The organism is Actinomycetota bacterium, from assembly GCA_014360645.1.
Classification (GTDB): Bacteria; Actinomycetota; Geothermincolia; order Geothermincolales; family RBG-13-55-18; genus Solincola_B.
Genome location: JACIXD010000015.1, coordinates 37,572 through 56,243, shown reverse-complemented (window position 1 = coordinate 56,243; position 18,672 = coordinate 37,572). Strand labels below are relative to the sequence as shown.

Sequence of the window (18,672 nt, the reverse complement as noted above, 5' to 3'; positions counted from 1 at the left end):
TACCCTGAAGACGGGAGGCGAGGATGAAGGCGGGGACGAAAGCGGTGATCGCGTTGGGGATCGCGGGCGGGCTGGCGGCATGGCTGGCCGCGACCACGGAGCCCTCCGACTGGCGTTACGCCAAGCTCCTGCTCACCCAGCTGCCCAAGATGCCCTTCCGCTATTTCGTCTGATCTCCGCGCGGCGCCGCTCGCGCCCGCGAGGGGATCGAAAGCGGCGCCGTAGAAAGAGCGGAAGACGCTGGAAACGGAAACATGTAGCGCCGCTCTCCCGCGCAGGGAGAGAGCGAGAGGGGCCCGGAGACGCGGGCATGCACGGAGGACACGGGACCACGACGCGGTCCCGGCAGGGGGGATCACGGTGGTACAGGACATGGAGCCTTTCTTCAACCCGGCGAGCGTGGCCGTGGCCGGGGCTTCCAGCTCGACCGCCAAGCTCGGGAACGTGACCCTGTCCAACCTGCTGCGCTTCGGCTACCGCGGGCGCATCTACGCCATCCATCCCCGGGCCGGGGAGATCTTAGGGGTGCCCGCGTTCCCCTCCCTGCGAGACATCGGAGAGCCGGTGGAGGTGGCGGTGGGGGTGCTCCCCCGGGACCACATGCTCCCCTTCGTCCGGGACTGCGCCGACGCCGGGGTGAGGAGGGTGATCGTCTGCGCGGCGGGGTATTCCGACGCGGGGGCCGAGGGGGCGGAGATGCAGAGGCGCCTTAAGCGCGCGGTGCGCGAGCGCGGCATGCGCATGATGGGCCCCAACAGCGTGGGGACCATCTCCACCTCCTCCGGTTTCGTCACCTCCCTCATGTCCCTGGACCCCCTGCGGGCGGGAGACATCTCCATCGTCGCCCAGACCGGGCTCTTCGCGGGCGGGTTCGCGCGCTGGGTGAGCTCCACCCAGCGTTTCGGGATCTCCAAGGTGGCCTGCCTGGGCAACAAGGCGGACGTGGACGAGGTGGACGTGCTCGCCTACCTCCGGGACGACGCCTCCACCGGGGTCATCGCCGTTTACTCGGAGGGGATCCAGAGGGGCAGGGAATTCCTGGAACTGGCGTCGGAGGTCACGCTCACCAAGCCCGTGCTCATGCTCAAAGGCGGCGGGAGCGAGCTGGGGAGCAGGATGGCCGCCAGTCATACCGGCACCCTGGCCGGAGAGGAAGCGGTGCTGCGAGGGGCGCTGGCCCAGGCGGGGGTGATTGCGGTGGAGGGCATCGAGGGCCTCTTCGACGCGGCCAAGGCCCTCTCCTACTGTCCGGTTCCCGCCGGACCCAACCTGGGGGTGGTCTCCATCACCGGCGCGGGCACGGTGCTGGTGGCCGACGCCTGCCAGCGCCGGGGGCTGCCCCTCCCTCCGCCCTCGCCGCGGGCGGAACGCCTGGCGGGAGAGGGTCTGCCGCCGTGGGTGCGCCTCGGCAACCCCATGGACATCTGGGCCGCGACCCTGCAGGGCACGGTGGAGGACGCCTACCGCGTGATCCTCCGCGCCTTTGCCTCGGAAAAGGACATGCACATGCTCATGGCGGTTTTCACCCTGGTGCCGGAGTCGGAGTTCGACGCCGCGGCCCTGCTGGCGGAGATCAGGGAGGAGCACCCGCAAAAGCCGCTGCTGGCCTGCATCCTCGGGGCTTCGGAGGAGGACCGCCGCCGCTGGTTCACTTCCCTGGAGGATATCGGGGTGCCGGTGTACGACACCGTGGAGCGGTGTGTGGGGGCCGCCTGGGCCCTGGCCCGCTACGGTATGCGCCGGGCGCGGGCGGGAGGGGAACGTGCGCGGTGCGGATAAGGAGAGAGGACGCATGTCTTGCGGAGCGGGCGCGATGGGAGGGGACGGGCGCGCCTCGCTCTCTCCGAGCCTTGAAACGGGGAGAGGGGCGCGGAAGGGAGTGGTGCGGCGTTTCCCCGGTCCATGCCGGAGAGAGGCGCGTCAAGCGCGCGCCGGGACCGCGAGGGGCGCCCTCGGGAGAAGAGGAGTATTGGCGCCGGTTTAGGAGAGTGCAAGGGTCAGGGCGAAAGGGAAGCGCCCTGGGATCAGGGGAGGTGGAAGGATGAGCGTCAGGACCAGAGAAAGACTCAGGGATGCCGCGGGCCCGGGGGCGATTCGGGAAGGGACGGACGCCCTCAAGGACTACTTCCGGCCGCCGCCGCCGCGGCTGGACCTGGTACTCGCTCTACCGCGGGACAGCCTGGAGCTGGCGGACATCGCCTCCTGCGCCTACGAGAACGGCATCCCCATCTTCACCTACCGGCGCGGCTTCGTGGACCCCGCGGTGGCGGAGTCCGGCGGGGTGCTCATCGACTTGAGGGGAATGGACCGCATCGTGCGCATCGACGAGCCCAACCTGCTGGCCTTCGTGGAATACGGCGTCACCTTCGAGGGCCTGAAAAGAGAGCTGGACGCCCGCGGCCTCCGTATCCTCATGCCCGCGGCGGCCACCTCCTCCTCCATCGTGCGCTCTTACCTGGACCGCGACGTCATCCTGGCCAACGGCGCCACCCGGCCCTACCAGTTCACCACCTTCCACGCCATCCTGGCCGACGGGCGATTGTGGATGAGCGGCACCGACCAGTACACTCCCGACGGCCACTCGGAGTTCCGAGAGGACCTGGGGCCGATGTATTCCAATCTCTTCCATGCCAGCGAGGACATCTTCGGCATACCCTATGCCATGAAGGCGTGGATCTACAAGCGCTGGGAGGAGCGCAGGGTCACCGTCTACGCCTTCGAGGACGCGGAGGCGGCGGTGAGGGCGGCGCGTCTCGCCTCCCGCCACGACCAGGTCTTCGAGTGCGTGGTCGCTGACCGCCGCTACCTCTCCGTGCTGCTCTCGGAGAGCGCCGGGGAGGCGGACTCCTTGGCGGGGGAGCTGCCGCCCTGGAGCGTGGTCTTCGGCTTCGACAACCACCCCTCCCTGGTGGAGATATGGGACCGCCAGACGCGCGGGATGGCGCTCTCCTGCGGGGGCAGGGAGGGAGACGCGGAGCTGGCGCGCCGCATGCGGGAGAAGTTCGAGTGGCCGTGGTACCTGTCCGAGCGCGCCTACTACCGCGGCGAGGTGACGGCGGTGGACTACTTCACCTTCGCGGGCAAGGTGGCGGGCCTGTTCGCGGCGGTGGAAGGGGAGGCGCCCGGGTATCCTCTGGGGAGGGTGGCCATCCCCTCCTATTACGGCGCCGCCTTCTACTGCGAGACGGACATCCACCACCCGGAGGGGGACGGCGGGGCGCGCGAGGCCTGGCTGCGTGCCTACCGGACCGTCCTCGACCGGGGAGCGCACGTCAACCGTCCCCGTGGCGAGGTGGCGGAGCTGGTCTATTCCCGCATGGACCCCGAGAACATCCGCATGATCAAGAACCTCAAGCGGGTCCTGGACCCGAAGGGCCTGCTCAATCCCGGGCAGCTCATGGAGGGGGTGTAGGACATGGAACGCGGGCTTACCAGGAAAAGGGAGAAGCTCACCGACTACCGTGACGATTACTGGGTATGCGGCAAGTGCAAGATGTGCCAGTCCATGAACGTGCAGGTGTTCGAGAGCGCGCGCTTCTCCTACAACTGTCCCTGCGGCACCCGTTACCGCTTCGAGTCCTACTACGCCGCGGGGATGATGGAGATCGCCAGGGCCATCACCAATCTGGAGTTCGAACCCACCCCCAAGACGGCGGAGATCATCTATTCCTGCAACCTCTGCGGGCTCTGCCAGGAGATGTGCTTCCCTCTCAAGGGCCTGCACACCACGCGCATCATCCAGCTCATGCGGGAGAAGGCGGTGGAGGAGGGGTGGGGCCTCCTGGAGGGTCACCGCGCCATGCTCGATTCCACCGCCGACAGGGACAACCCCATGGGGCTGGAGAAAGGTTTCAAGGGCGAGGCGGCACGGGAACTCGGGGTCAAGGACCTCAGCCGGGAAAAGGCCGAGAACCTGCTCTTCGTGGGCTGCGCCTACGCCTCCGACGAGAGGATGCGCGGGAGGCTCGCTTCCCTGGTCAGGCTGCTGAGGGCGGCGGGACTGGATATCGGGGTGCTGGGGGATGCCGAGCCCTGCTGCCGCAGCTTCAACCTCGCCCTGGGAGACCGCGACGGCTTCGAGGAGCGCGCCCTGGAGAATATCGACCTCTTCCGCTCCACCGGCGCCTCGCGCATCATCGCCCCCTGCCCCCACTGCCTGCAGGTCCTGCGTGACGAATACGGCAAGGCCATGGACCTGGAGGTGGTGCATCCCGCGGAGATCCTCGCCAGGGCGCTCAAGAAGAAGGCCCTGCGCTTCCAGGGCGAGAGCGCCCTCAGGGCCGCCTACCACGATCCCTGCATGCTCGGCAGGTGGTGCGAGATCTACGAGCAGCCGCGCCGTCTGCTGGCGGCGGTGCCGGGACTGGAGCTGCTGGAGTTCCAGCGTAACCGCGAGAACTCCTGGTGTTGCGGCGCCGGCGGTGGGGTACGCGCCGCCAGACCCGAGCTGGCGTCCTGGACGGCATCCGAGCGCATGGAGGAAGCGCGGGCGGTGGGAGCCGAGGCCTTGGTCACCGCCTGCCCGCATTGCGAGGACCACTTCGCGACCACGGGCGGCCTGCCGGTGTACGACATCTACGAGGTGCTGGCTTCCGGGCTGGGGGAGGTGGTGTAGGTGAAGGGAAAGGACCTGCAGAAGGACCTGCGCGAGCGCAAGGTCATCAGGGTGCCGGTGAAGCACGAGATCGACGGCACCCACAACCTGCCGGAGAACCTGGAGAAGGCCTACCGCGAGCTGCAGGAGGCGCTGGGCGAGGAATGGGTCTCCAACGACATCAACATCACCGTGGCCTACGCCCGCGACCAGTCGGTGGTGCCCATGAACCATCCCCACATCGTGGCCCTGCCCGGCTCCACGGAGGACGTGGTGGCGATCATGAAGATCGCCAACAAGTACCTCATAGACGTCACCCCCTACGGCACGGGCCTCAACACCCTGGGCATGACTATCCCGCCCTACGGCGGCCTCCTCTGCGACCTGCGGCGCATGGACGAGATCATGGAGATCGACGAGGAGAACATGTTCTGCACCATCGGCCCCGGGGTGACCTTCGCCCAGTTGCAGACGGAGACCCTCAAGCGCGGCCTGCGCCTCATCAATCCCTCCACCTCCGCCAACGCCTCGGTGGTCTCCAACATCATGATGGGCAACATCTCCACCCTGGCCAACAAGTACGGGGTGGGGCTGGACCACATCATCGGCTACAAGATCGTGCTCCCCGAGGGGCAGGTGATGGTGGGAGGCCCGACGGCATACGGGGCCGACCCCGTGCACATGCCGGGACCCGGCCCCGACGTGCGGGCCTTCATCCGCGGCTCCCTGGGGACCATGGGCATCATCACCGAGATGACCCTGCGCCTCTATCCCAACCCCGAGCACGTCAAGCTCACCGTGCCCATCAGCGACTCCGAGAGCTGGGATCACATCGCCCCCGCCCTCAAGGCCATCAGCCAGCGCAACATCGTCATCGAGAACGCCTACTTCCAGAACACCTACATGGGCATCTTCCTGGCGGAGACCAACGCGGAGTCCTCCAAGCTCATCCCCATGTTCCCGCGCCATTACGTGGTGCCGGTGACCGGCGGCTATTCCGAGGAGGAGACGGAGGTCAAGTGCAAGGTGTGCGAGGAGGACATCCTGGCGGTAGCGCCGGAGTTCGAGTTCATGGACTGGGAGGTGGTGGAGGACATCTCGGAGGGACGCATCCTCGGTGTGGATAAATTTACCAAGTTCTTCCGCGAGTCGGTGCGCGTGCAGCGGGTGAAGGGCTCCTTCTTCGTGGGCTTCGGCCTCGACCACCTTGAGTACCTCCCGGAGATCAACCGGGAGATGATGCGGGCCATGACCCAGCAGGTGGGTACGGACGACAACGTCATCTCCGCCGATCTCATCGCCACCTATTTCCAGCCCTACGACATGGGGCGGCTGGGCTTCATCGAGTTCGACATCTTCATCGACCAGTCCAACCCCGAGGACAGCCTGCGCACCATCTCCGGGACCCTGGCGGCCATGGCTGCCTCCTTCCGCAAGGGATCGGGGATATGCTTCGGGGTGTGGGCGCTGGTGGAGGGGGCGGGGCCGCTGCACGACCTCATCGGCTTCGTCTTCCCCCAGGCGGGCACCTATGTGGACGCCTACCGGGACATGAAGATGATCTACGACCCCAACAACATCTGCCTCCGCCGCTTCGACTACGACACCCTGCGCATGAAGAAGGCGGCGCTGTAAGGGGGTGGTCGGCGCCCGGGAGCGGGTGCGGCGGAGAAGGCGGCGCGGAGCGCGGGCCCCGCGCGCGGAAGGGTAAGAGACGGGAGCAGGGAAGGGAACGGCGCCGGGACGCCTACCCGCGGGCCCTGTGGGAGGGTCCCCGGCGGCGCGGCGAGTGCGGTACGGAAGGAGTGACGTCACATGGCGGACTACGACGTGATCGTGATCGGAGCCGGATGCGGGGGCATCTCCGCGGGCGCCCTGCTGGCCAGGCAGGGCCGCAAGGTGCTGGTGCTGGAGCAGAGCGATCGGGTGGGGGGATGCTGTTCCACCTTCGAGAAGGACGGCTTCCGGTTCGACGTGGGAGCCTCCATCGTGGAGGTGATCAACCCCATCGAGAAGGCCTTCGAGGCTCTTGGCACCTCCTTCCAGGCGGAGGTGGAACTCATGCTCTGCGATCCCATCTACAGCTATATCTTCGAGGACGGCTCCCGGGTGAACTATCCCCTTTCCCTGGAGGGGACGGCGGAGGTGATCTCCGCCATCTCCCCCGAGGACGGCAGGCAATGGTACCAGCTCGCGGACTACTTCGCCGACATGATGAAGCAGACCATCGAGGCCTTCTTCACCAACCCCTGCAACGGCATGGCGGACATGATGAAGATGGGCCTCAAGAACCCGCGCATGCTCAAGTTCCTCCCCCTCTTCTTCACCAGCTACCAGGACGTGATCAAGAAGTACTTCAAGAACGACGTGGTGCAGCAGACCATGTCCTTCCAGTCCTTCTACTGCGGCCTGCCGCCCGAGCTCGCGCCCGGTTTCATCGCCCTCATCCCCTACTCGGAACACGAGGGCATCTGGTATCCGCGCGGCGGCATGATCCGGATCCCCGAGGCCTTCCGGCGCTGCGGCGAGAGGCTGGGCATGGAGGTGAGGCTGGGCACCGAGGTGGACAGGGTCATGGTGCGGGACCGCAGGGTTGAGGGGGTGCGCCTGGCGGACGGGACCGAGATAACCTCCGACCTGGTGGTCTCCAACGTCAACGCCAAGAAGCTCTACCTGGAGATGATCGGCGAGGAGCACCTTCCCTGGCTGGCCCGCTTCGGCATCAAGAGCTACGAGGTCTCCATGTCCTGCGTCATGCTCTACGTGGGGCTTGACTACCGCCCACCCCTGGAGGCACACCACAGCTTGACCATCGGCCCCCTGGAGATGATGAACGACTTCTGGTGGAACGAATACCGCAGGGGGGAGATACCGCAGCAGGTGCACGGCCTTATCTGCTGGCCCACGGAGTCCGATCCCTCCATGGCCCCGGAGGGCTGCCACGTGCTCAACATCATGGGCATGGGCCCCTACCGCCTCTCGGGTACCGACTGGGACCGCGAGAAACAGCGCGTGGCGGAGCGCATGATCGAGGGGCTCTCGGAGAAGGCAATACCCGGCCTGAAGGACCACGTGAAGGTCCTCGAGGTCTCCACCCCGCTGGATTTCGAGCGCCGCCTGCTCTCGCCCGGCGGGGCCATATACGGCCTGCAGATGGACCTTCCCGCCCAGGCGGTATTCCGGCCGGCGGCGAAGTCCAAGTCCATCAGGGGGCTCTACCTCACCGGCGCCTCCACCCACCCCGGCGGGGGGGTGCCCTCGGCCGTCGCATCGGGATACATCGCCTCGCGGCTCATCGAGAAGTACGAGTGAAGGGAAACGGGCAAAAGTGCCGGATGTAGATGATCGACCCAGGAGGTCCACATGCTGAAGAGCGGAAAAGCCGAGACCGGCGGCGGGGGCATGGCGGGAAAGCTGATGCCCGTCTTCCTGGTCCTGGCGCTGGGCCTGCTAGCCGTGCGGTTCGCGCGCCTGGACGAATCGAGGAGACGTTTCATCGTCCACCTGCTCAAGCAGGTCCCCTATTTGCCGGGACGCTATTACGCCTGAGCAAAGCCTTCCGTAAACGTCGCCCCGCCCGGCGCAGCGCCGCCCCTCCCGGGGTCCGGGCGGGGCGCTCCCTGCTCCCGCGGCGCTCAAGCAGGTCCCCTATTTGCCGGGACGCTATTACGCCTGAGCAAAGCCTTCCGTAAACGTCGCCCCGCCCGGCGCAGCGCCGCCCCTCCCGGGGTCCGGGCGGGGCGCTCCCTGCTCCCGCGGCGCTCAAGCAGGTCCCCTGCCTGCCGGGACGCAATCATGCTTGACCGCGGCGGGGCGTGACGCATGCGCCACTCCGGCTCGGCGACGCACGGCGCCCCGATAAGCGGGGCTTTACGGTCGCTCCTGGCTCCGCCTGAAGGCCTTCCTGGGCGGCCCGCCATGTACCCGGCGCCACAATGGCCCGAACGGGTGATCCCCTTCACCCGTCCAGGCTATTTACATCCTTCAAAGAATGACGATACCGCGAGTGAAAGCGTTTACTCCGTCGCGCACGGCTGGAAGATATGGAAGTGGCCCCGTAAGGCACCGCGGCCGAAAGGCCCCGTAGGCGGCCTCCATATCCCCGTAAGGCCGGTGGCATGCGCTGGGAGGCAAAGGGAGCGAGCTGCGTTGGCGCTGGAGAGGGGTGAGGAGAGATGGCCCGCATACTTCTGGTAGAGGACTCCGAGCTCATCCTGCAGATCACCAAGGACGCCCTCGAGGCCAGGGGACACGAGGTCATCGTCGCCCGGGACGGCGAGGAGGCCCTGCGCAGGTTTCTGGAGGAAAAGCCCGACCTGGTGATCACGGACTGCCTCATCCCCAAGCTCAACGGCTTCAAGCTGGTGGAGAGCATCCGGGACCTGGAGGGGGAGGAGAGGACCCCGGTGGTCATGACCAGCGCCATCTACATGAAGCAGAACTATCACAGGGTGGCCAGGGAGGCTGGAGCCGACCTCTATCTCCCCAAGCCCGCCAGGCCTGAGGAGCGCGAGGAGTTCCTGCGCAGGGTCGAGGAGCTGGTGGGGGACGCGAGCCTGGCGGCGCGGTCAAAGGAGAGCTGAACCGCCTCGGAAGGGCGCGGGCAGGAGGCGAGGTGAAGAGAGATGACCGGCAACGCGGACGGAGGGCTGGGAAGCGTCCTGGTGGAGAAGGGGATGATCACCCAGGAACAGCTGGACCTCGCCCTCAAGCTGCAGAAGACCACCGGGCAGCGGCTCAAGGACATCCTCGTCAAGGAGGGCTTCACCACCCGCGAGCAGCTCAAAGAGTTCATATCCCATAACGTGGACATCCCCTACGTGAAGCTCTCCGTCGATCTCATAGATCCCCAGGCGGTGAAGCTCATCCCCGCCAACGTGGCCAGGAACCTGGTGGCTATCCCCGTCACCCTCATCGGCGACATCCTCACCGTGGCGGTGAGTTGTCCCTTCGACACCGCTTCCCTGGACATGCTGGCCTTCGCCTCCGGCTATACCCTGGAGCCCATCCTCAGCGACGAGGAGGACATCCTCGAGGCCATCGACTATTTCTTCAAGGATGGAGGCCTGGAGAACGAGCTGGTGGATTGGGAAGAGGACCGCCTGGAGTTCGTGGACCGCTACAAGCCGGAGGTCCTGGACGAGGTGAGGGTGGACGAGGGTCCGGTGGTAAGGCTTGCCAACCTCCTCCTCACCCGGGCCATCAAGGAGGGCGCCAGCGACATCCACATCGAGCCGCAGGAGAACCTGGTCCGGGTACGCTACCGCGTGGACGGCCTGCTCGCCGAGGCCAGGATCCTTCCCGTGGAGGTGCTCAACGCCCTGGTCTCGCGGGTGAAGGTGCTGGCGGAGCTGAACATCGCGGAACGGCGCCTCCCCCAGGACGGGCGCTTCTTCGTCAAGTACGGCGGCAAGGACGTGGACTTCCGCGTAGCCACCTCCCCCACCATCTACGGGGAGCAGGTGATCATCAGGATACTGGACCAGTCCAAGGCACGGGTGAGCCTGGTCGAACTGGGGCTGGAGGACGCGGACCTGCGCAAGCTGCTCAAGGCCCTGGAGGAACCCCACGGGTTCATCCTGGTCACCGGCCCCACGGGGAGCGGCAAGACCACCACTCTCTATGCGGTGCTCAACGAGCTCACCGACGTCAGCCGCAAGATCATCACCATCGAGGACCCCGTGGAATACCGCCTGGCGATGGTGAGCCAGATCCCGGTCAACCACAAGATCGGCCTGGACTTCGCCACCATCCTCAGATCGGTGCTGCGCCAGGACCCGGACATCATCCTGGTGGGGGAGATAAGGGACAAGGAGACCGCCCACATCTCGGTGCAGGCCGCCCTCACCGGACATCTCCTGCTGAGCACCCTCCACACCACGGGCGCGCCGGAGACGGTGCCCAGGCTGGTGGACATAGGCATAGAGCCGTACTACGTGCGCGAGGTGGTGAAGCTGGTCATCGCTCAGAGGCTGGTGAGGAAGCTCTGCCCCCGCTGCAAGGAGGGTTATACCCCTTCCCCGGAGGTCCTCGTGGAGCTGGGGATAGAGGGCAGCCACCGCTTCTACCGCCCCGTGGGGTGCAGGTACTGCGGCAACACCGGCTACAAGGGGCGGATCGGCGTTTTCGAGGTCATGCCCATGAGCGAGGGCATCAGGGCCCTGACCGACGCGCAGGTCAACCCCGGGGAGGTGAAGGCCCGCGCGGTGGAGGAGGGCATGGCCACCATGTGGCGGAACGCCGTGAACAAGGTGGTGCAGGGGGTCACTTCCGTGGAGGAGATCGCCCGCACCGTGCCGCGTTGAACGGGGAGGTGATGGAGGATGGCAAGGTGCATGAACCATCCCGACCGCGAGGCGGGCCGCGCCTGCGCGGGTTGCGGGAAGCCGATATGCGAGGATTGCGTGGAGTTCCTGGAGGAGGAAGGCGCCTACTGCTACGACTGCGCCGTGGACAGGCAGCTGGCGGAGTTCCGGGGCAGGGAGGCGGAGGCGAGGGCAACCGGGGCGCCGGGAGAGACGGGGAAAAGGAAGGTGGGTTCACGCGCCTTCCTGGCGGTGGCGGTCGCCGCGGCGCTGCTCATCGCGGGAGCTTCCGGGTTCATCATCTACAAACACTTCGCCTTCGACGCCGCGCCGGCCGAAGGTTCGCCGGAGCAGCAGGAGGCCTGGAGCGGCGACGACTGCATCATCAACATGCAGGAGGTGCGCCTGGCCCTACGCGCCTACCACGATGAGCACGGGGACTATCCGGCCGACTTGGAGGCGCTGGGCCCCTACCTCCGGGTGAAGGCGGCGTGCCCGGCCACGCAGGCGCCTTATGTCTATAGGCTGAAGGGAACGGGATACGAGATAGCGTGCCCCAACCCGCAGGACCACGGAGCGGGTTCCCTTAAGGGAAGCGACGTCTCCGTGCCCGCGCGCGAGGGCGGCACGGCCCCGGAAGCCGGAAACGGGGGGTGATACCATGGCTGAACTGCACCGGTTCGAGGCGGCAGCGAGGAGGCTGAACGGGCGGATGCGCGCGGAGGCGGGGGTGTTCCGGCAAGGCCCCGGGAAGGCCGGGAAAGCGTGGAGCCGCCCGGACCTTGCGATCGGAAGAGGGGGTTTTCATCCCGGTTTCACCCTCATCGAGATAACTATAGTCATCCTGCTCATCGGCATCCTCGCGGCTCTGGCGGTCCCCGTCTATGTCTCGGTGAAGGAGGTGGCGGAGCGCAGCGTCTGCCTGCACAACGAGAGGTCCATCGAGTACGCCATCATGAGGTGGAGGGCCGACCACCCCGACGAGTCATTGCTGGAGGGCGGCTACCTCCCCGGCGGTGGGGAGGCCTATATAGACCTGGAGGGGAACATCGCCGGGGATACCGACCGCTCCCTCGCCGAATACTTCGAGGCGCGAGGCGGAGCCCCGTTCAACCCCTATTGCACCCTTCCCGGCTTTCCCGTGGCGGTGATGGGGGACGCGGGAGGTACGGGACACGGTCCCTTCGATTGCCCCTCCAACGGCAGGGGAGTGGGCGAGGTGGCGGGGAGATACGACTACGTGACCGACGGGCTCTCCGTGGCCTGCCTCACCGACAGCCAGGTGGGCATGCGTTCGGACGGCACTAGGTTTCAGCACGACCAGCCGCGCAAGGTGGCCTGGGACCATGTCCTCGGCAAGGCGGCTTCCGGGAAGAAGACCCCCCTCGGCGACACCTTCGGCGAGATAACCACCGGCATGGTGGACCTCATCAAACAGTACTACGAGAAGAACGGCAGGTATCCGAGGAACTGGGGGGACTACGCCTACACCGACATCGGGCTGGACCCGGAGTTCTGGAAGAACCCCGTGGACAACATCATCTACAGCCCCGCCGGCTCGCGGGTGAAGGTGACCCCCGAGAAGGGCTACAGCCTGGTGGTGATAGACCGCAACGGCAGGGAGAAGGTGCTCACCTCCAGCAGCAACTGGTCGCTGTGGTACGACATACAGAAAGGGAAATGGTATTACCACACCGTGAGCACGGCCAACGAGGTGGACGTCTCAAAGCTGCGAGTGGTGAAGGAATAGTCCCTCAGCGTATGGCCACCTTGGAGGAGATGCGCTCGATGCAGGCCTCCATGTAGGAAGGGTCGTCGATGTGCACGCTGACGGCGTTCTGCTCGCAGACCATGGCGCAGCGCCCGCAGCCCTTGCACTCCTCGCCGATGACCGCCACTTTTCCGGGGCGCTTCTTGCCGCCCGCGTCGCTCTCCTCCCCGCCGCCGCGCGCCGCAGGCTCCGCCCGGTCCTCCAGGGTCACCTGCCGGAAGACGCATGCCTTCACGCACTTTCCGCACCCGGTGCACTTCTCCGCGTCCACGCTGATGGTAAGCCCTTCCATCTTCACCAGCACTTCCCTGGTCTCCCGCGAGGCCAGGGGGATGGCGGTGGAGATGCAGCAGCAGGGACAGCAGTGGCAGATGGTCATCAGGTGATGGTGGTCCCTGAGGCCGAGCATGATGGCGTCGCCCTTGAACTTGCCCAGACAGGAGACCAGGCCCGCCTCCGTGGCCTGGCGCAGGTGCTCCAGCGCCTCCTCCATACTCACCAGCCTGCCTACCTCTGGGTCCACGTCGAGCACCGCCGGGCCCAGGAAGGTGCAGCCGAAATAGGGGTCGAAGTCCTTGCACCCGTTCTCGCTGCGGCAGGGGCAGCGGGAGAGGATGAGGCGGTGGCTGGCCTCGCGGATGAAGTGCTCGATCACGGAGACGGGCGCCGCCACGCCCTCGGGCAGCTCCAGGTCCTCGTTTATGGGCACGTAGGTGAGGCAGGTGTTGTCGGCGTCCAGCACCCGGCGCCCCGCCTGTTTGAACAAGGGCCAGTTGGTCATGCGGAAGGCGGTGTCCTTGTACTTGTAGAGCCGGAGAAAACGATCGAAACTCTTCTTGCTCCTGCCGCGCCTGGAAGCCATGTCCTCCATCCCCCTTCTTTGCCGTACCGCCGGCCGTCGCGCTCGGGGAGGAAGGGTCTGCTTCCGACCCCCCGCATGCCGATCCTGCCGCGCCAAAACCCTTCCCGCGGTTTTTCCGCTGTCCGGGATGCGGCGTTTCCGCGCTCCCGGTGGTCTGCCCGCTCGGAATGACGCATCCGCGTTGCCGATCGGCGTCCTGCCCCGGTCACCATGTGACCGCTCGACAGCCTCCACCCCTCCGCGGACGCAGAGGCGGGTCGCCGCCCCCGGATATACTAACACGAGGCGATTTATCGACGCAATGTCGGAAGCAGGCGCACTGGGGTAGATCCTCCGGTCTTGAATCATTTTCCATAATATGCTAACAAAAGGGTTCCCCGGCACGGTGCGCCACGCGGCCCTTGCCTTCTCGTCGCCCTCCAGCAGGGAGAGGCGCGTGGCGGGTCCGGCTGAGCCCCGGATCCCCGCTCAGCTTTCCCGCCCGTGCGGCCAAGGCACAGCAGATAAAGGGTTCCCCGGCACGGTGCGCCACGCGGCCCTTGCCTTCTCGTCGCCTTCCAGCAGGGAGAGGCGCGTGGCGGGTCCGGCTGAGCCCCGGATCCCCGCTCAGCTTTCCCGCCCGTGCGGCCAAGGCGAGAAAGATGGGGATGGAGAGAAGAAGGGGGTGAGCCTCCTCACTCCACGGTCTCGCGCTCCGTCAACGGGCGGCCGGAGGGGCTTATGGCCGGGGATCCTTCACCCGGGTGGCGAAGATGGGAGGGATGGCGAGGTGGGCGATGGAATACCCCTTTCCGAGGATGTCCTCCGCCCTGTGCCAGGCCTCCTCCAGGGAGGAGGCGGCCTCGAACCCCAGGCGCTCCACCACCTCTTTCCGCCTGGCCCCCACTACCACGACGCGGCCCAGGCGCTCCAGTGCCAGGCCGCACCAGTACCACACGTAGAAGGGGTGGGCGCCGTGGTAGGAATGGTGATGGCGGTAGGCCTCGATGTATTCCCTGCGGTCGGCGAAGCTCTCCTCGAAGCGCACCTCCATCTCCCGGGGGTCGCGTGTCTCCGGCAGCACCTTCTCGTAGAACTCCACGTAGGGCAGGTGGTGGCGGCGGTTAAAACCGGGGAGGAAGGGCTGCATGAGCACCAGCATCCCGCCGTCGCGGACCAGCGGACGCCGCATGTGCAGGTTGAACACGTATCCCAGAGCGGAGTTGGCGGCCAGCAGCGGGTTCATACGCGAGAAGGCGGCGTAGGGGCAGAGATTGGGTAGGGCGAGGAAGAGGGCGTCGAACTGCCCCTCCACGCTCACGTTCTGCTGGCGGTAGAGCTCCCGCAGGGTGATCTCGTGTACCGCGTCGGGGCGGCCCGCATTCACCGCGATGGGCGCGTAGGAACTGCGCAGGGTCGAGGACACCGCCGACTTCAAGGCCTGCGGCGCGTGGCGCGAGACGCGGAAGGGGAAAGGCACCCCCTCCCTTTCCAGGGAGAGGTAGCGGTCGAGGGGACCTGGCCATACGCGGTTGTTGAGCACCGTCTCCACACTCATGACCCTGGCGTGCCGTGCGAGATATGCTCCCTGGGCGCGCAGGATGGAGTGGAAGCGGCTGGCGGGGTCCATGACCGTGCCGCCTTCGATGAGCGTCGCCGGGTTGTGGTGGGCGCGGATGGACCGGTAGGTGCCCAGGCCCACAAGGTAGGACTTCCACCCCCCGTTCATGCTCGTCCAGTTGAGGTTGACGTAGACGGTGAGGTCCGATTCCAGCAGGCAGCGGTTTACCTCCACCGGGTAGCCCTCCGGGGTGCTGCCCAGGTGCACGTTTCCGGCGGGGTCCTCGGCGTCGTGGTTGCGGACGCGCGAGGGGCCCATCAGCGCCCAGACCCGCTTTCCCAGTACATGTCTGAGCTCGCGTTCCGTCCATTTGCGGTGCAGGCCCACCGCGCAGACCAGCTCGATGTCCTCCCTCCGCACTCCGAGGGAGAAGAGCTCCTCCAGCACCGCCTCCACCGCCGGGCCCCGCGGGTCCCTCCAGACCGGGGGGAGGGGAAGGCAGGGGTCGTCGAAGGCGATGGTGATCCGCGACCCGGGGCCCACCAGCTCCTGCAGGGGCGGGCAGCCGAGGGGTTCGCGCAGCGCCCTGCGCACCGCGCCCGGATAGTCCGGAAGAGGCGCCAGAGGGGGAGGCGCCTTCAGCACACGGGTGCGGTCGGGCAGCTCCACCCGTACCATGTCGTCGCCGTAGAACACCAGCCTGTGCATCTTACACCTCCGGTGAGATGCCGGTCTCGATCTTCGATTACGCTGAAGATGAGCGTTTCCCCGGACCTATCGACGTGACCGAAGAGCGAAGCCCCCTGGCCATACTCCGGGAGCCACACCGACGCTACTCCCACATGTTACCCTCATCACGAACGCCCTGCTATCGGTATATCCCGACGGCGGATCCTATGGCTCGCCCCGTTGCGCATCGAAACGACCGAAGATGGAGGCTGCGTTCCGGCGCAGGAACCGGCTCACGACCCCATGGCTCCCGAGGAGAGGATCTCCTCCACCTCCCGGGCGTCCTTGCCAAGCACCTCCTCCAGCAGCCAGCGGTTGTCCTGTCCCAGCGCGGGCGCGGGACCGCGCGGCCTGTTCTCGCTCCCCAGCGCCTTCATAGCCGAGCCGAAGATGGTGATGATGCCGGCTCCCGGCTGTTCCAGGTCCACCAGCATGCCGCGGGCAGCGGTGTGGGGGTTCTCCACCACCGCCTTGACGTCGTTGACGGGAGCCCCGGGCACCTCGTGCTCCTGCAGCAGTTCCCAGATCTCGGCATTGGTCAGGCCGGCGGTCCACTCCTCGATGATCTTCCTCAGCTCCGGCTCGTTGGCGTTGCGGGCCATGAGGTCGCGGAAGCGCTCGTCCTCGGCCAGCTCCGGACGCCCCATGGCCCTGCACAGGTTGTGGAAGGGCTGGTCGCCCACGCAGATGATCATCACGTAACCGTCCGCGGTGCGGTAGGCGTCGAAGGGGGTGACGTAAGGATAGCGGTTGCCGGTGCGCCTGGGTATGTTGCCGGTGACGGTGTAGTCCACGAACTTGGCCTCCAGGAGGTTGATGGCCACATCGTACATGGAGATGTCCAGGTATTCCCCCACCCCGGTGCGCTCCCGCGCGAAGAGCGCGGCGCACACGCCGAAGGCGGCGTAGAATGCGCAGGAGATGTCCACGATGAGGGTTCCGGCGCGGGTGGGCGGCCCGTCGGGAAAGCCGGTGGTGCTCATCAATCCGCTCAATGCCTGCAGCACCGCGTCATAAGCCGGTAGATGCGCCAGGGGTCCGTACTGCCCGTAGCCGGAGATGGAACACATCACCAGGCGTGGGTTGACCGCCTTGAGGGTCTCGTAGTCTATGCCCAGCTTCTTCACCACCCCGGGCCGGAAGTTCTCCACGAAGACGTCGGAGACCGCCACCAGCTCTTTGAAAACCTGCAACGCGCGGGGGTGCTTGAGATCGAGGACCACGCCGCGCTTGCCGCGGTTGAGCACCGCGAAGGAGGCCGAGACCCCTTCCTTGTAGGGCGGAAAGAGGCGGGCCTCGTCGCCGATGCCCGGCCTCTCCACCTTGATCACCTCCGCCCCCATGTCCGCCAGGAAGAAGGTGCAGCCCGGCCCGGCCACGGTGTTGGTGAAGTCTATGACCCTTATCCCCTCCAGCATGGAACGCATATCTCTTACCTCCTCGATCCGGGCGGCCCGCCGCCGTGAACCCCCCATCAATTATTCCCGGGCGCGGTGAGTTTCATGCTGCGGTGCGGACAACGGCCCGCACTGAGCCCCTGCCGCGTCGAGGCGGTTTGACTTGAGCCCGCCCGGATAACAGAATAGCGGGTATGTTGGAGAGAACCCGGCTGGCCGTGCGTCGTCTCCTGACCATGGCCAACCTCTTCGAGAACCTGCACGAGGCCTACGGCGAGGGTGAGGCCCTGGCGGCCCGCGAGCCGCTGGGCTATCGCCTCTTTCCCTCCGCCACCCTAACCTTCGCCGACTGCCTCCGTTTCAGCAACCTGGCCGCCGAGGCCTTCATCCGGGAGCTCGACCTGAAGAAGGGAGAGCGCGTGCTGCTCATGATCCCCGAACCCGTGGAGTTGTTGCTCGCCTCCGTGTCGTTGATGAAAGCCGGAGGGATCGCCGTGCCCCTCCCATACGGCCTCTCCGGTGAAGAGGCGTCCCGCCGTGCGGCGGGATGCGGGGCCACCCTGGCCGTCGTGGACGGACGCCTGCTGGCGGAACGCCCGGGACTGTCGCGGTGCATGCCGGGGGTGGAGCGCGTCATGGCCTCGGGGCCCCGCTCGCGGGCGCCGGAAGGCGTTCCCTCCCTCGACGCGGCCCTGGACGCGTCATCGGGATTCTTCCTCCCCTACACCCTCAAGCCGGGGAGCGTGGTGGGGCTGTTTCATACCCGCATGAGGGACGCTTCCCTCAAGGCGGTCATGGCCACGAACGAGATGATCCTGGGGACGAGACGGCTTTTCGCGCCGTGGGCTCTCTGCGGCCCCGGGAGGCGTTTCCTCAGTGCGCTCTCGCCGGTCGGCACGGGGGGGTTCGCGACCGCGGTGGCGGCGCTGCTGGCCGGCATACGGGTCGCCTTCACGGCGGAGGGAGACACCGGGCCCCTGGCGGCGGCGCTCGCGTCGGAGAGGCCGCACGTCTTCGCAGCGTCCCCTGAGCAGTATTCCCGGCTACTGCAGGCCGGAGGGGTGGGCGCCGGTGCCCGCGGTGTGTGGCTCTGGCTGTGCTGGGGCTACGGGCTTGCGCGGGAGGAAGTGGCGGAGCTGGGCACCTCGGGGGGAGGGGAGCGCCCCGTGCCTGCCCCGGTGGTGGAGATAGGCGACGTGGACGGAAACGCCGCCATGCTCGCCCTGAAGCTCTCGTTCCGGGGCTGGATATGGCCGCGTGAAGGTCGCGGGATGGTAATACCTCCCAACCGCGTGCGCACCGGCGGCGGGGAAGGAGCGGGAGAGAGACAAGCCCGCGTACTCGCCGCAAGGGGTCCCGCGGTGACCCCCGGCTACTGGAACGACCTGGAAGGGACGCTGTCGGCCAAGAGGGACGGCTGGCTTTACCTCCCAACCCGGTAGGGGGCAGCGCCTGAAGAGGCGCGAAACCCCTT

The 18,672-nt window shown here is 66.9% G+C and carries 15 protein-coding genes; 12 read left to right on the top strand and 3 right to left on the bottom strand.

What is annotated here, in order from left to right; translation table 11 throughout:
- The first annotated feature begins 23 nt into the window (after window positions 1-23).
- From H5T74_12615 to H5T74_12565, 11 genes are all read left to right on the top strand, one after another.
- Window positions 24-173 carry a hypothetical protein gene (locus H5T74_12615; GenBank protein MBC7231219.1) on the top strand — a complete coding sequence of 50 codons (150 nt, stop codon included), beginning with the start codon at window positions 24-26 and terminating at the stop codon, window positions 171-173.
- A 187-nt stretch (window positions 174-360) separates the two neighbouring features.
- Window positions 361-1,779 (top strand): CoA-binding protein, encoded by a 1,419-nt coding sequence (locus H5T74_12610; GenBank protein ID MBC7231218.1) that lies wholly within the window; start codon window positions 361-363, stop codon window positions 1,777-1,779.
- A 262-nt stretch (window positions 1,780-2,041) separates the two neighbouring features.
- Entirely contained in the window at window positions 2,042-3,412 is a 1,371-nt protein-coding gene (locus tag H5T74_12605) for an FAD-binding oxidoreductase (GenBank protein MBC7231217.1), read from the top strand.
- A gap of 3 nt (window positions 3,413-3,415) precedes the next feature.
- Complete coding sequence (locus H5T74_12600; GenBank protein MBC7231216.1) at window positions 3,416-4,615, top strand: (Fe-S)-binding protein; 1,200 nt, start codon at window positions 3,416-3,418, stop codon at window positions 4,613-4,615.
- The gene (locus H5T74_12595; GenBank protein MBC7231215.1) at window positions 4,616-6,229 is read left to right on the top strand and encodes an FAD-binding oxidoreductase; all 1,614 of its coding nucleotides are present in this window, start codon (window positions 4,616-4,618) and stop codon (window positions 6,227-6,229) included.
- Between the two features lie 180 nt (window positions 6,230-6,409).
- Window positions 6,410-7,906, top strand: coding sequence for an NAD(P)/FAD-dependent oxidoreductase (locus tag H5T74_12590; GenBank protein MBC7231214.1), 1,497 nt, complete (start codon window positions 6,410-6,412; stop codon window positions 7,904-7,906).
- A gap of 51 nt (window positions 7,907-7,957) precedes the next feature.
- Complete coding sequence (locus H5T74_12585) at window positions 7,958-8,143, top strand: hypothetical protein (protein ID MBC7231213.1); 186 nt, start codon at window positions 7,958-7,960, stop codon at window positions 8,141-8,143.
- A gap of 626 nt (window positions 8,144-8,769) precedes the next feature.
- Entirely contained in the window at window positions 8,770-9,177 is a 408-nt protein-coding gene (locus H5T74_12580; GenBank protein MBC7231212.1) for a response regulator, read from the top strand.
- 42 nt (window positions 9,178-9,219) lie between these two features.
- Window positions 9,220-10,899 (top strand): Flp pilus assembly complex ATPase component TadA, encoded by a 1,680-nt coding sequence (gene tadA / locus H5T74_12575; protein MBC7231211.1) that lies wholly within the window; start codon window positions 9,220-9,222, stop codon window positions 10,897-10,899.
- 18 nt (window positions 10,900-10,917) lie between these two features.
- Window positions 10,918-11,556 (top strand): B-box zinc finger protein, encoded by a 639-nt coding sequence (locus tag H5T74_12570; GenBank protein MBC7231210.1) that lies wholly within the window; start codon window positions 10,918-10,920, stop codon window positions 11,554-11,556.
- Window positions 11,557-11,560: 4 nt separating this feature from the next.
- On the top strand, window positions 11,561-12,649 hold the full coding sequence (locus H5T74_12565) for a type II secretion system protein (protein ID MBC7231209.1): 1,089 nt from the start codon (window positions 11,561-11,563) through the stop codon (window positions 12,647-12,649).
- A gap of 4 nt (window positions 12,650-12,653) precedes the next feature.
- Here the strand turns inward: H5T74_12565 and H5T74_12560 are convergent, their stop codons facing one another.
- The 3 genes from H5T74_12560 to H5T74_12550 all read right to left on the bottom strand — a co-directional run bounded on the left by H5T74_12560 (window position 12,654) and on the right by H5T74_12550 (window position 17,228).
- Window positions 12,654-13,532, bottom strand: a complete 879-nt coding sequence (locus H5T74_12560; protein ID MBC7231208.1) for a 4Fe-4S binding protein — start codon at window positions 13,530-13,532, stop codon at window positions 12,654-12,656.
- Between the two features lie 718 nt (window positions 13,533-14,250).
- A complete protein-coding gene (locus H5T74_12555; GenBank protein MBC7231207.1) occupies window positions 14,251-15,780 on the bottom strand; it encodes a DUF2088 domain-containing protein in 1,530 nt (509 codons plus the stop codon).
- Between the two features lie 254 nt (window positions 15,781-16,034).
- Entirely contained in the window at window positions 16,035-17,228 is a 1,194-nt protein-coding gene (locus H5T74_12550) for a CoA transferase (protein ID MBC7231206.1), read from the bottom strand.
- 164 nt (window positions 17,229-17,392) lie between these two features.
- Here H5T74_12550 and H5T74_12545 point away from each other — a divergent pair, with 164 nt between their 5' ends.
- The gene (locus H5T74_12545) at window positions 17,393-18,640 is read left to right on the top strand and encodes an acyl--CoA ligase (GenBank protein ID MBC7231205.1); all 1,248 of its coding nucleotides are present in this window, start codon (window positions 17,393-17,395) and stop codon (window positions 18,638-18,640) included.
- Window positions 18,641-18,672 lie beyond the last annotated feature (32 nt).